This is a genomic window from Paracrocinitomix mangrovi (assembly GCF_019740355.2).
GTDB classification, from domain to species: domain Bacteria; phylum Bacteroidota; class Bacteroidia; order Flavobacteriales_D; family Crocinitomicaceae; genus Paracrocinitomix; species Paracrocinitomix mangrovi.
Genome location: NZ_CP091819.1, coordinates 1,765,824 through 1,778,789, shown reverse-complemented (window position 1 = coordinate 1,778,789; position 12,966 = coordinate 1,765,824). Strand labels below are relative to the sequence as shown.

The 12,966-nt window shown below is 38.1% G+C and carries 17 protein-coding genes and 2 pseudogenes; 6 read left to right on the top strand and 13 right to left on the bottom strand.

The window, feature by feature from the left end; genetic code table 11:
- Positions 1-5 precede the first annotated feature (5 nt).
- From K6119_RS07990 to K6119_RS07930, 13 genes are all read right to left on the bottom strand, one after another.
- Positions 6-359, bottom strand: coding sequence for a tetratricopeptide repeat protein (locus K6119_RS07990; RefSeq protein WP_237828137.1), 354 nt, complete (start codon positions 357-359; stop codon positions 6-8).
- Positions 360-721: 362 nt separating this feature from the next.
- Positions 722-1,117 carry a hypothetical protein gene (locus K6119_RS07985; RefSeq protein WP_237828136.1) on the bottom strand — a complete coding sequence of 132 codons (396 nt, stop codon included), beginning with the start codon at positions 1,115-1,117 and terminating at the stop codon, positions 722-724.
- A 186-nt stretch (positions 1,118-1,303) separates the two neighbouring features.
- The gene (locus K6119_RS07980) at positions 1,304-1,759 is read right to left on the bottom strand and encodes a hypothetical protein (protein WP_237827995.1); all 456 of its coding nucleotides are present in this window, start codon (positions 1,757-1,759) and stop codon (positions 1,304-1,306) included.
- A gap of 218 nt (positions 1,760-1,977) precedes the next feature.
- Entirely contained in the window at positions 1,978-2,505 is a 528-nt protein-coding gene (locus K6119_RS07975) for an alpha-ketoglutarate-dependent dioxygenase AlkB (RefSeq protein ID WP_237828135.1), read from the bottom strand.
- A gap of 152 nt (positions 2,506-2,657) precedes the next feature.
- Positions 2,658-3,125 (bottom strand): hypothetical protein, encoded by a 468-nt coding sequence (locus tag K6119_RS07970; RefSeq protein WP_221839131.1) that lies wholly within the window; start codon positions 3,123-3,125, stop codon positions 2,658-2,660.
- Between the two features lie 187 nt (positions 3,126-3,312).
- The gene (locus tag K6119_RS07965) at positions 3,313-3,816 is read right to left on the bottom strand and encodes a hypothetical protein (RefSeq protein ID WP_221839134.1); all 504 of its coding nucleotides are present in this window, start codon (positions 3,814-3,816) and stop codon (positions 3,313-3,315) included.
- Entirely contained in the window at positions 3,813-4,256 is a 444-nt protein-coding gene (locus K6119_RS07960; protein WP_221839136.1) for a hypothetical protein, read from the bottom strand. Before K6119_RS07960 ends, K6119_RS07965 begins: the two co-directional genes overlap by 4 nt.
- Before the next feature lie 128 nt (positions 4,257-4,384).
- Positions 4,385-4,969 carry a hypothetical protein gene (locus K6119_RS07955; RefSeq protein WP_221839138.1) on the bottom strand — a complete coding sequence of 195 codons (585 nt, stop codon included), beginning with the start codon at positions 4,967-4,969 and terminating at the stop codon, positions 4,385-4,387.
- 172 nt (positions 4,970-5,141) lie between these two features.
- Complete coding sequence (locus K6119_RS07950) at positions 5,142-5,666, bottom strand: hypothetical protein (protein ID WP_237828134.1); 525 nt, start codon at positions 5,664-5,666, stop codon at positions 5,142-5,144.
- A gap of 174 nt (positions 5,667-5,840) precedes the next feature.
- Positions 5,841-6,296, bottom strand: a complete 456-nt coding sequence (locus tag K6119_RS07945; protein ID WP_237827995.1) for a hypothetical protein — start codon at positions 6,294-6,296, stop codon at positions 5,841-5,843.
- A 242-nt stretch (positions 6,297-6,538) separates the two neighbouring features.
- Positions 6,539-6,805, bottom strand: coding sequence for a hypothetical protein (locus tag K6119_RS07940; protein ID WP_237828133.1), 267 nt, complete (start codon positions 6,803-6,805; stop codon positions 6,539-6,541).
- 187 nt (positions 6,806-6,992) lie between these two features.
- Positions 6,993-7,514 (bottom strand): hypothetical protein, encoded by a 522-nt coding sequence (locus K6119_RS07935; protein ID WP_237827994.1) that lies wholly within the window; start codon positions 7,512-7,514, stop codon positions 6,993-6,995.
- 171 nt (positions 7,515-7,685) lie between these two features.
- Complete coding sequence (locus K6119_RS07930; protein WP_221837827.1) at positions 7,686-8,699, bottom strand: MATE family efflux transporter; 1,014 nt, start codon at positions 8,697-8,699, stop codon at positions 7,686-7,688.
- Between the two features lie 454 nt (positions 8,700-9,153).
- Here K6119_RS07930 and K6119_RS07925 point away from each other — a divergent pair, with 454 nt between their 5' ends.
- From K6119_RS07925 to serS, 6 genes and pseudogenes are all read left to right on the top strand, one after another.
- On the top strand, positions 9,154-9,543 hold the full coding sequence (locus K6119_RS07925; RefSeq protein ID WP_221837825.1) for a hypothetical protein: 390 nt from the start codon (positions 9,154-9,156) through the stop codon (positions 9,541-9,543).
- A gap of 74 nt (positions 9,544-9,617) precedes the next feature.
- Positions 9,618-10,565, top strand: coding sequence for a DMT family transporter (locus K6119_RS07920; protein ID WP_221837822.1), 948 nt, complete (start codon positions 9,618-9,620; stop codon positions 10,563-10,565).
- A 184-nt stretch (positions 10,566-10,749) separates the two neighbouring features.
- Positions 10,750-11,058: pseudogene (rplU, locus tag K6119_RS07915) on the top strand (50S ribosomal protein L21); the annotation flags it as partial.
- 36 nt (positions 11,059-11,094) lie between these two features.
- Positions 11,095-11,352 (top strand): annotated as a pseudogene (gene rpmA / locus K6119_RS07910) (50S ribosomal protein L27); the annotation flags it as partial.
- Between the two features lie 6 nt (positions 11,353-11,358).
- The gene (locus tag K6119_RS19435; protein ID WP_255715296.1) at positions 11,359-11,610 is read left to right on the top strand and encodes a Rho termination factor N-terminal domain-containing protein; all 252 of its coding nucleotides are present in this window, start codon (positions 11,359-11,361) and stop codon (positions 11,608-11,610) included.
- 85 nt (positions 11,611-11,695) lie between these two features.
- A complete protein-coding gene (serS, locus tag K6119_RS07900; RefSeq protein WP_221837812.1) occupies positions 11,696-12,964 on the top strand; it encodes a serine--tRNA ligase in 1,269 nt (422 codons plus the stop codon).
- The last annotated feature ends 2 nt before the right edge of the window (positions 12,965-12,966 follow it).

Here is a 12,966-nt window from a genome sequence, read left to right as displayed (position 1 = left end):
CAGTTTTAACCACCTAAGTCCGTAATTCTCTTTTTTGGATATGGATCATTAGGATTAATAGCTAATGCTCTTTGAAACAACAGTAATGCTTTTTCATGGTTTCCTTCTTTAACATATTTTTCTGCTGTCTGAATAATTGCGAAATATTGCTCTTCATCTGAATCACAATGTATTACCATTTTATCAATATCATTTATTCTAGAAGTGACATGAGCGTCTTGTTTACATCCTGAATAAATTCGATATGACAAGCAATAATTTCTTTTAGTAAATAAAGAATCGGCGAACGAGACTACTGCCAGATTTGGATTCTTTGAATTTTCAATTTTGTCAACCAAAGATTCGCAAATTGAGATCATACTTTGTACATAGTTGAATTTCCATTCTTTTGAGGCTATTTTGTAATGATTGAGAGCTTTCTGGAATTTTTGATTTCTAAAATTTCTGTCGGCTTTATTTATTTCAGACTGATAAGCTTTCCAGTTTATATTAATCTCTTGGCAAAAGGTGGTCTTTGTGCAAAACAAAAAAATTAAGGTAAGTACTTTGATTATTTTTGCGTAATTGTGCATAACGTTTGGCTAAAATTAGCCATTTATGGCGACTTGATGTGCGGTGGGGAAAAACCCCGGATTCTGGTCTGTCCGACCGCGAGTTGGACGCCCGGATTATGGACACGTAATGGGCGGTAAAAGCGTGGCCAGAGTGTCGGACATGAATTTTAGCTATTATGTTGTGCGCCGTTTTTCACTATGGTAGCCAGACGGTTCTCCTCTGCAATTGAATTTTCAAGGTTGGTAGAACTGAGAGCATAGCTCCACTCTTTGCCAGAATTTGAATCAAAATTTTTCCAATTTTCATGATCTCGAATTACAGCCTGAGCTTCCGATAGAGAAATTCTATTAAACTCTGGACTTGAATTTTTCCAGTCTAATTTACCTGCACAAATAAGTCCTGTTTCAAGATATTCCAAAATTAGTTTTACAGTCCGTTCAATTAAATTTGGTTCAGAGCCAAATTCACGTTGTAAGTCAGAATTAATTTCCCACAGTTGCATGATATCATCATTAACAGAATCTATTAGCACAAACCTTATTTGATTATCTGAAACTTTCATCTAATGGCGTACAACGTTTGACTAAAAATAGCAATTTATTGCGTCGTGAAGTGCGTTGGCCAAAAAACCCGGACTTTGGCTGTCCGACCGAGTGATGGCCGCCCGGACTATGGACAAGTAATGGGAGGAAGAAGCGTGGCCAGAGTGTCGGACATGATTTTTAGTTATTATGTTAGGGGTAGTTTTTCACTCTTTTTTGGTCAGTGCTAAAACCAAATTCAGAACGAATAGCAGTTGGGCGATTAGTGTGATGATTAGAACTATCCCTAAGACATAATTCAAGTCTGTAGAGTTTGAGTAAGTATTTTCAGGATCATACACACTATAATCATAGTATCGTCTTGGTGTTTCGTTGATTATATTTTTAACTAGCAATGCACTCGTAATTAGTCCGAGTACAGTAATTGACCAATGAATTAGGCCCAAAACTTTTCGCATAGCTCTTGAATTCTTGTAAAGTAGGTAAGCGACAATAAAGTACAGTCCGAATAGAAATGAAAGCACAATGAAAATGTGCCAATTTGGTATGACTACATATGTATCATGCAATGCAATATCAAATGTTGCTCCAGTGAATAAAGACATAAACAGCAATAATAGAGCTGTCAGTCCGTAAGCGATATGAATATGCTTTGTTTTCAAGTTTTGGGTCCGTTAGGTTGGTTTTTGTCCTACAGACAATTACCCCTAACGTTTGGGTAAAGCTAGCAATTTATTGCGACGTGAAGTGCGCTGGCCAAACCCGTACTCTGGCTGTCCGACCGTGTGAAGGCAAAAACCACTTCATGGGCACGTAATGGGTGCAAGTGAGTTGGCAAAAATGGGAAGGACATGTGCTTTACCTATTGTGTTATGCACAGTTATTTAATTCTACGAAATGTCAGACTCATTCTACCTTTGCTTTCTGGCGATTTAGGTACAGAATGATGCCAAAGATCCTGAACTTCCTGTGTCATATAAATCAGTGATCCAGCTGGTAATGGGAAGTCTAATTTATTTTCTTTATTTGCAATTTCTCTGAATCTCAGTGACCGAGTGTCTCCAAGAGAAATAATTGCTACACCTGTTCCGTCATGCAAAATATCTGTCTGATCCGAATGCCAACCCATGGTTGACTTTCCGTCAAGATAAAAGTTGATTAAGCAATTATTCGGTCTGAAACCGAGATGTTTTTCAATTAAATCAAGCAGTCCAACAAGTTCAGGCGTAAATTCTTGAAAAGGATAACTGATTTGTGAATAGTTATATGCAACTCCGTAGCTTGCTGTCTTTCGAGCGTGCATGCGTTCATCCCAATTGACTGAAAGCTCTAGTTTTTCGTAGAGTTTTTCAGGATTAGGGATTACATTTTCTATGAAGGTGATTCCGTCCATACTGCAATTGTGCATAACGTTTGGCTAAAGCTAGCAATTTATTGCGTGCGAAGTGTGCGGGCAAAAAATCCCCGGACTCTGGCTGTCCGACCGAGATGGCCGCCCGGATTATGGGCAAGTAATGGGCGAAAGCGCGCCGGCCAAGTGTCGGACGTATGCTTTAGCTATTATGTTATAAGCAGTTTTTCAATCCCTTTACTGTTGATTTGGGTGTCAACTCCAAACTCTACATCTAGCACAGGCATTGCTTCGATATACTGCTTTTCCAATTTCAAGTCCGCTTTGAGCAATGGTTTTTCTGGTTTGACTTTCAATTCATAATAATCTTTTGTAGCACCGTAGTCCGTGCTTTCGTAATTATGAGCAAAAAGTCCTGTTTTGGCATATTCTTTCCAGTCATTGGTCTGCCCAGGAATTGAGTCCAGTATTTGTTCCGGTGTAAGTTCAGGTTGCAAACCAATAAAGTAGTTCAAAGTATTTCCGTAGTTTTCATAAGATTCCCAAACTTGACTTGGAACTATGCAGCCATAAAATGTTGTGAACATTCCGATTTGTCCTTTTTTATCAAATGCAAACCAGTCGAATTCCCACCCAAGTGCATTGTCCTTAATACTATTGAATAACTCTTCGTCCAAATCGTAATTGCTTATAACGTTTGGGTAAAGTTAGGCATTTATGCCGTCTTGATGTGCGCTGGCAAGAAACCCCGGACTCTGGTTTGTCCGACCGAGTGATGGCAGCCCGGATATGTACACGTGCTGGGAGGGAAAAGCGCGGCCAGAGTGTCGGGCATGAACTTTACCTATTGTGTTGTGTGTAGTTTTAAAAGTTTGGGTCGAACACTGACAAATTCAGATTATTGGAGCTACAGAACTCAGCAATAGCAGACAGCTTGTCTAAGTCTTCAGTGATTACTTCGGTGCTATGCAGAATTTGATGAGATGCCAAATAATTTTGAAGTTTGTCACAAATCAATTTCAAATCCTTTGATTTTACTTTATACCAGTCCATGTCGTGTAAAAGCAATCGGTATATTTTCTCCCCACCATAATCGAAATAACTCAGGCTCTGAATTTCATTTTCATTGAGAAATTCTTTGTAAGATACTTTTCCTTCTTGCTTTGCTGATCTGTCAAAGTCGAATGAGAATTGATTGTCCAACAGTTTAAATGTCGAATAGGATATCTCAGTGCAGAAGGTTTCTATATCACCATCCGCATGCCACATGGTAGGTTTTATGTAGGATGAAATTGACGCAAATTCAGGAGAATTCTCGTAATTTGATTTGGAACTGTTGATTACGAATACCATCTTTTGTTCGTTCATGTCTTAAAGCTTTTATAGTTTTTCATCAAATCACTTTCTGAAATGCATGGGATTTTTCGTCCTTCGAATTCCACTAATTCAGAGTTTTTGAAGATGTTAATATTTTCTAGACCGTCTAATCTAGGCATTATATCAATTGAGAATGGAAACGTATTTATTCTTGTAATTCTGTTTGATTTGAAATTATCCGTAAGATCAATTTTCTCTGACGTAATTTGATGTACGAACTTGTTCACTCTATTTAAATTATCATTGGAATTTTCCACTACAATATCCAAATCAAATGTCAAATAATCTTCGCCCCTAATTATTTTGGAAGTTCCGCCAGTTACGACATAGTCGACATTGAACTTGTTTAGGATTTCTGTAATTCTATGAATGAATTCTGAAGTCAATTGGGTTCTGGTAATTACACACAACGTTTGGGTAAAGTTAGGCATTTATGCCGTCTTGATGTGCGGTGGCCAAAACCCCGGATTCTGGTTTGTCCGACCGAGTGATGGCAGCCCGGATATGTACAAGTAATGGGAGGGAAAAGCGTTGCCAGAGTGTCGGACATGAACTTTACCTATTGTGTTATGGCTCGTTTTTCTTTTTCCTCTTGCAGTTCAGTCAATTTGCGAGACAAACTGCGCCTTGCCTTGCTGAATTTGGTGCTTTGTACATCATATTCAAATTCCTCAATCAGAAAATCGAGTTCTTCATCAGTCAACTTGTGAAGTTCTTTTTCTTTGAGTTTTTGGAAGTCTAGTTCCTCTTCCAGTGTCTCGTTTTCCAAATCTTTAAAGTACTGCTTATCCGTTGGTGCAATTTCAACTAATTCGTATTGGTTTTTGTCAAGTTCCGACCACCCGGTTATGGTCAAGTATTGGTCAACTATGTCTTTTTGGATCATAATTTTTCCTCCACCAGCCCAATGGCGGTCTGTACCGTCTTTTTTTACACCTGAGATCCAATATTCATCTAGTGATTCTAGATCATAGTAATTAGCTCCAACTCCCTGTCCGTTAAGCGACTTGAATGCTTGACCATTGAAGTAAATTGTCCTACCAGACTTTGAGAATTGCACCATACCTATCCATGCTGGTCCGTCATCAGAATAACCAGTTTTTAATTCTATGTATTTCAATTGGTCCTGCATGGAATGAGCCATAACGTTTGGGTAAAGCTAGCAATTTATTGCGTGCGAAGTGTGCAGGCCAAAACCCCGGACTCTGGCTGTCCGACCGCGTGATGGCCGCCCGGACTATGGACAAATAATGGGCGAAAAGCGCGTGGACGAGAGTCGGACGTGGGCTTTACCTATTTTGTTATGAGTAGTTTTTCTATAGCAGAAAGTAGTCAAGTAGAACTACTGCAGAAATAACAAGTACTGACAAGCCATTTTTACGAATAACAGTAAAGCGCTCTCGGATTCTGGGTAAGAACAACAGAGATGAAAATATAATGAAGAACGCCACCAGTCCGACCGAAAGCAATTTTGAAAATTCTTTTATGTCTGGATCTGGATCAAACGCAAAAATGAACCATATGAACCTTATGATTTCAATAATTCCGACTGCGAGAGCTATTGACCAACCAATGTTTTTACGAAATAGCATTAACACACCTCCAATAAACGCTAATATTCCTTGAATTAAAGTGCTGTGAAATCTCACGGATAATTTGAGATAACTAAAGTCCCCTTCGCCATATTCCGTAGTTCCATAAATGAATAATGCTTCATTTTCCTTTACGGTCAGCATAATTGAGATGGTTAGTCCGATTAATGCCAAGCCCCAGAGAGATAGCAAAACAGAAAGAATGTGTGATAAAACTATTGAGTCAGGTATGTAATCTGAATTACTCATAACGTTTGACTAAAAATAGCAATTTATTGCGTCGTGAAGTGCGTTGGCCAAAAAACCCGGACTTTGGCTGTCCGACCGAGTGATGGCCGCCCGGACTATGGACAAGTAATGGGAGGAAGAAGCGTGGCCAGAGTGTCGGACATGATTTTTAGTTATTATGTTAGGGGTAGTTTTTCACTCTTTTTTGGTCAGTGCTAAAACCAAATTCAGAACGAATAGCAGTTGGGCGATTAGTGTGATGATTAGAACTATCCCTAAGACATAATTCAAGTCTGTAGAGTTTGAGTAAGTATTTTCAGGATCATACACACTATAATCATAGTATCGTCTTGGTGTTTCGTTGATTATATTTTTAACTAGCAATGCACTCGTAATTAGTCCGAGTACAGTAATTGACCAATGAATTAGGCCCAAAACTTTTCGCATAGCTCTTGAATTCTTGTAAAGTAGGTAAGCGACAATAAAGTACAGTCCGAATAGAAATGAAAGCACAATGAAAATGTGCCAATTTGGTATGACTACATATGTATCATGCAATGCAATATCAAATGTTGCTCCAGTGAATAAAGACATAAACAGCAATAATAGAGCTGTCAGTCCGTAAGCGATATGAATATGCTTTGTTTTCAAGTTTTGGGTCCGTTAGGTTGGTTTTTGTCCTACAGACAATTACCCCTAACGTTTGAGCAAAGCTAGCAATTTATGGTGCGCGCAGCAAACCTAAATTGCGAACGAGTGCGTAGGCCAAAAACCCCGGACTCTGGCTGTCCGACCGTGTGATGGCACCCCAGGACTTTGGACACGCTAATGGGAGCTTTTTGCGCTGGACAAGGGTGGACGTAAGCTTTGCTTACTGTGTTATGTGTAGTTTTCTACCCCTGTTTTATACTTTTGATTAGAGCTTTTAACTTGTCTATTACCTCCGAAAGTGGCTCAAGTGATTCATCTTCATCAGCAAATTCTGCTACATCAATTTTATACTCTAAGTCTCTACTATTCTGAAGTGTCCTATAACTTATTCCGTCAAGAGCTTCGAACGAGTTATGTAAAAACTCAATAAAAGCATGTTTTTCAAGATCTCCTTTTAGGAATTCTTCCAGCTTAATTTCAAGTCGGTCTAGAATATTTTGGTTGGACATATGGTGAGTCAAAACGTTAATTACACATAACGTTTGGCTAAAGCTAGCAATTTATTGCGTGCGAAAGTGCGCAGGCCAAAACCCCGTACTTTGGTAGTCCACCGTGTTAGGCCAAACCAGGACTTTGTACACGCCATTGGGAGCAGGTGTGCTGGCCAAGGGTAGACGCTTTGCTTTAGCTATTGTGTTATGCTTCGTTTTTCTGCATTAAGTATTTTGATCTGAACCACTTGCCAAGATGCAATTGTTCTTCTGTTAATTCTAGTAAAGACTTTTCGACATTCTCCAAATTTCCATAAGAACCATTTTCAGCAAGAAAGTATGCATCAGACACTGACATTCCAAATAGGTCATATTCGGTTTTTGACATAATTTCATTGGCAAAATCAGCAATAGCATTGCATGCACGCGAGAGTTCGATTTGCTTTTCCCGATAAAATAGGCCTACAAGTCCGTATAAGATTTTCCATAACACTGGATTTTCCAAAGTTGACTCGTTTTCACGCAATAAGTGAACAGCTTCATTAACTCCGTAGTTGCCAGATATACTTAGTTCGAGCGCAAAGTCAGGGACATTTTCTGGATTTGAAGATATGATTTTGTCCGACCATTCAACTACAGATTTCTGTTCAATTATAGACTTCTCTAGTGCCATTCTGAAAATAGCCATTACTTCTAAGTCATTAATTTCTGGTTCGGAATGAAGCATAACGTTTGGCTAAAGCTAGCAATTTATTGCGTGCGAAGTGCGAGGGCAAAAAACCCCGGACTCTGGCTGTCCGACCGAGATGGCCGCCCGGATTATGGACACGTAATGGGCGAAAGCGCGCCGGCCAAAGGGTCGGACGTTAGCTTTAGCTATTATGTTGTGAACAGTTTTTTACTCTGGCTTGCTTGAAACATTCTTAAAAATCTCTACAATTTTATTTGGGCCTTCATTATCATTTCCGTTCATTAAGTATCCAGTTTGCTGATTCGAAAAAATTGTATGAGTTGCTTCAAGTAATACAGCATTTTTTGTTGGTTCATCTTCACCAGCAGCACTCACAAAAGTTTCAAAAGTGGATAGTGCATTTTGTCTATGCTTATTTAAAACCGCATTATGCTTATGTGCTTTGTAATTTCTTGTGCAAATTGAAAGTGCAATAAATAGAGAGGATAGAATGATGACTTTAGTAATTGTATACTGTACAATTTCGCCTGTGCTCGACTCTTCATCAGGAAATAGAAGAATTAACAAAGTTGCTGCAACTATTACAATTCCAATTAACCAAAATGATGCTTGCAACCATTTGGTTGCTTTAGTCTCATGGTCTGAAGACTCGTCTGCGAATAATTCGGCATATTTCACAACGCCTGACTCTGCGGCTGAATCTTCAACATTTTGAAGTACTTTTTCTATTTGCTGTAATTTTTCTTGGCTCTCTGTTGCATCCTTATTCAACCTTGATTTGTATTCCGAAATAAAATTGTCAAGTTGGCCTTTACGACCTTCTAAATCGTTTCCGGTTAGTAATTTATTCACCAGAACAGGAAGAGTATGCGTGTAATAGTTGCCGTAGTTAGATTCAATATTATTGATTAGCTGTGTTCTTCTTTGGGCATTGTTTTGATTTGGATCATATTCTGCTAATTCTTGTAATCGCTGAAGAGCATCATTTAGGTGGTTTGTAAACGCTCGCTGCAAATCAAACGGAAGGTCAATTACATCCTCAATATTAATACTTCCATATAAGTTAAGAATCTTGTTAATTAAACCTTCGATCTCTTTGAAATTAGATAAACTACCGAGTTCTTTTTCTCGTATGTAAGATTCTGGATTCGCCTCATGGATTCTGCTTAGAGAAGCTTCCGTCTGCTCTCTTAACTGTTTGTATTGTGCTTGATTTGCCATTTTGGGTTAATTGTTTACAACATCCGAATAAAGTAACTGGTTACTTTATTCCTTTTATAGTTATTGTTCACCTAATTTATAAAAAAGAATTGAACCCAATTCAATTTGAATTGAAGTGTACAATTGCTGTTAGATTCCTTGAAATCTTGTATAAATACTTAGTCTTGAGAGTTGTAAATACGTTCAAAGAACTTATGTGTTTAAGATACTTAAAATGGAGCTTAACCAAAAGTTTAAGCGTATAATTAAACGTATAAATATACGGCAACGTCCGCTTAAGGATTGAGCGGGTGCGTAGCAAGGTGGGTTGGTTGTGGAGCCCTCCCGGCGACAAGCGAAAGCCTGGCCGCAGCAAAGCGAAGGAAGCGCATGAAAATGATAAAAGTATACCTGCTTTGATTGCTTGTATTTACTACTTCCTCTATAAATCACTATATTACAAGAAAAACGAATTATGCGCATTGTATTTCTTATTTCATCTGTTTTGTGGTTGGTGTTTATATATGTTACCTATGATTATGGCACGCTTGAAAGATTAGGCGGATCAATGGGAAGATATATTGAGGCAGAAGAAATGGCTACTTATTCAATGATTAGCTGGGGCGTTGGTTTTATCTCCATTTTATTTACCATCATTGGTTGGATTAGAGTGAAAAGAAGAGGGGTGAAGCTGATTTCAATTCTTTCCCTAATTATTGCTCTTTTTGTTTGCTTTTGGGTGGCCATTATGGTAAGTTCAAGCGGAGTTGATTTGGATGAGATTTATCTTGGTTTAATTGGACTTGGAGCAGTAGAGCTTTTGTTCAGTTTGATTATGGCTTTGCTGGCGAAGAAAAAGAAATAGCCAATTCACATTTTTTAAGATCATTTCACGGATTACTTTGACTAAATTTGCAGCCCATTTACTAATTGGCTGTAATGAGCAATAAGGCACTCACCTGGATTCTGTTTATTTTCCTCTCTTTAACCTGGGGAAGCTCTTTTATTTTAATGAAAAAGGGTATGTATCCGGGCGAGAAAAATGACCTTGTTTTTGGTCCTTTTCAATTAGGTGCCTGGCGCATTATTTTAGCGGGAACTGCCCTTTTACCTTTGGCCATTAAATTCAGAAAATACCTTACTAAAAAGAATGTAGGCCTGCTTTTAGTATCAGGTTTGTTTGGCAATTTTATACCGGCTATGATGTTTACCCTGGCAGAAACCAATATTGATAGTTCATTGGCAGGATTACTGAACATGTCAACCACCTTTTTTGTGGTGCTGATTGGTATTTTCTTTTACAAATCCAAACCATCTAAGTGGCAATTGCTGGGGCTTGCAATAGGGTCTACCGGTTTGTATTTGGTTTTATCACAACAGTTTAATGCGGCAGAGATGAAAGATCCTCGCTATGCGTTTTTCATTTTTCCGGCTACTTTAGGATACGCCATTTCTTTGACCACCATCAAATTTAAATTGCAGCACATGCCTTCAACGGCTATTACTTCACTTTCCTTTTTATTGATTTTGGTTCCGGCTATCATTGCAGGAATAGTAACTAAGGCTTATGAACCATTTATGCAGCATGAATTGGCATGGAAAGGTTTTGGATACATTGCAATACTCAGTATTGTAGGTACAGCCATTGCGGTAATGTTGTTTACCAAATTGATTGCAATTTCAAATCACATTTTTTCATCAGCAATTGCTTATATGTTACCGGTGGTGGCAATTTTGATTGGTTTGGCAGATGGAGAAAAATTTGCATTGATTAACCTGCTGTATGTGGTGCTGATAATATTGGGTGTTTTCTTGATGAGTAAGGCCAATTCAAAAAAGCAGAAAGTCAATAAAATAGAGGAGGAGCAAGTGGTTGCTGAGGTGTAGATTTGTGTTTCTGTATGTCTAAGTATTTGCCGATTTAGGTAACTTTATCTTCCTCAAAGTGGTACAAATGCCAAAATTAATGCGCAGGTACTGTTTTATTTACAAAATAAACTACTATCTTTGCGCTCCCGTTATGAATTTTTCATGCGGATAGATACTAAAATTATTAACTAGAAGATTTGTTATGTACGCAATTGTAGAAATAGCAGGCCAACAATTTAAAGTTGAGAAAGACCAACAGATTTTCGTTCACAGATTAGAAGCTGAAGAAGGATCAAAAGTTGATTTTGATAATGTTCTTTTGACTGAAGATGGAGGAAAAGTGAACGTAGGCGCCCCAGCTATTAAAGGAGCAAAAGTCCAAGCTTCGGTGGTAAGACACTTGAAAGGCGATAAAGTGATTGTTTTCAAGAAGAAAAGAAGAAAAGGTTACAGAAAGAAAAACGGTCACAGACAGTATTTAACTGAAATTAAAATAGAAAGTATCAAAGCTTAATGGTGCACAACCATTGGCCTAACACATAAAATTATGGCACATAAGAAAGGAGTCGGTAGTTCGAAGAACGGTAGAGAATCAGAATCGAAACGATTAGGTGTTAAGATTTTTGGTGGACAAGCTGCAATTGCAGGTAACATTATTGTACGTCAAAGAGGAACTCAACACCACCCTGGAAACAATGTTGGAATAGGAAAAGACCATACTTTGTATGCTTTAACTGACGGTATTGTTGAATTCAGAAAGAAAAAGAATAACAGATCATTTGTTTCTGTAGTTCCTTTTGAGGCTGAGGTTATGGAGAAAGCAAAAGCTGCTCCTAAAAAATCAGCACCTAAAAAAGAAACGCCTAAAGCTGAAGTAGAAGCTCCGGCTAAAGAAGAAACAAAAGCAGCAGAAAAGAAAGAAGCTCCAAAAGCTGAAGCTAAGAAAGCTGATAACGACTTGAGCAGCAAAACTGTTGCTGAGTTGAAAGATATGGCAAAAGACAAAGGTATCTCAGGATACTCATCAATGAAGAAAGCAGAATTGATTGAGGCATTGAGCTAATCCTTTGAAGAATAAACATTTTTTAAAAGCCCTGGCCGATACATAATCGTCAGGGTTTTTTAATTTTATAGTAAAAAATTTTGGTATGCTTGAAATAGCCAGGATCCGAGAAGAAAAAGATAAAATTGTAGAAGCCTTAAAGGTTAGAAATTTTGATGCCCAACAAGTAGTTAATGCTGTTATTGAAACAGATGCTAAATGGCGTGATAAAAAAACGCAACTTGATGAAATAGCGGCTGAATCAAACAAATTGTCTAAAATGATTGGACAACTTTTTGCACAAGGAAAGCAAGAAGAAGCCAATGAAGCAAAGGCAAAAACGCAAGACTTAAAAGCTTCAGAAAAAACATTGAAAGATGAAGTACAACAATTGGCTGATGAGCTTCAAAAGTTGATGTACGAAATTCCAAATGTGCCGGATCCACTTGTTCCTCAGGGAAAAACGGATAAAGACAATGAAGAAGTAGACAAAGGTGGAGTGATTCCTCAATTGTCAAATGCTGTGCCTCATTGGGAATTGGCAGAAAAGTATAATTTGATTGACTTTGAAATGGGAGTGAAAGTAACCGGAGCCGGTTTTCCTTTTTACGTTGGTCAAGGTGCCAGATTGCAAAGAGCATTGATCAATTTCTTTTTGGATTCAGCAAGAGACAGTGGTTATACCGAATTTATTCCTCCATTTGTTGTGAATGAAGCTTCGGGTTACGGAACAGGACAATTGCCGGATAAAGAAGGGCAGATGTATCACGTAGGTGAAGATGATTTGTATTTGATTCCTACAGCTGAAGTGCCTTTAACCAATATGTACAGAGATGTGATTTTAAATGAATCAGATTTTCCAGTAAAAGTTACCGGATATACTCCTTGTTTTAGACGTGAAGCAGGATCATACGGTAAAGATGTTAGAGGATTGAACAGATTGCATCAATTTGATAAAGTAGAGATTGTTCGTTTAGAGCATCCGGATAATTCATATGCCGCTTTAACCGAAATGGTAGATTACGTTAAAGGATTAGTTACTGCTTTAGGTTTGCCTTTTAGAATTGTAAGATTGTGTGGAGGTGATTTAGGATTTACTTCTGCTTTGACTTATGATTTTGAGGTGTATTCTGCTGCTCAAGAAAAGTGGTTAGAGGTGAGTTCAGTTTCTAACTTTGAAACTTTCCAGGCTAACAGACTTAAGCTGAGATTTAAAGATGCAGATGGTAAAAAACAATTAGCGCATACATTGAATGGTTCTGCTTTGGCATTGCCAAGAATTATGGCTGCTTTGTTAGAGAATAATCAAACTGCAGACGGAATTAAGGTGCCTGAAGTATTGGTTCCTTACACCGGATTTGACATGATTAAATAATA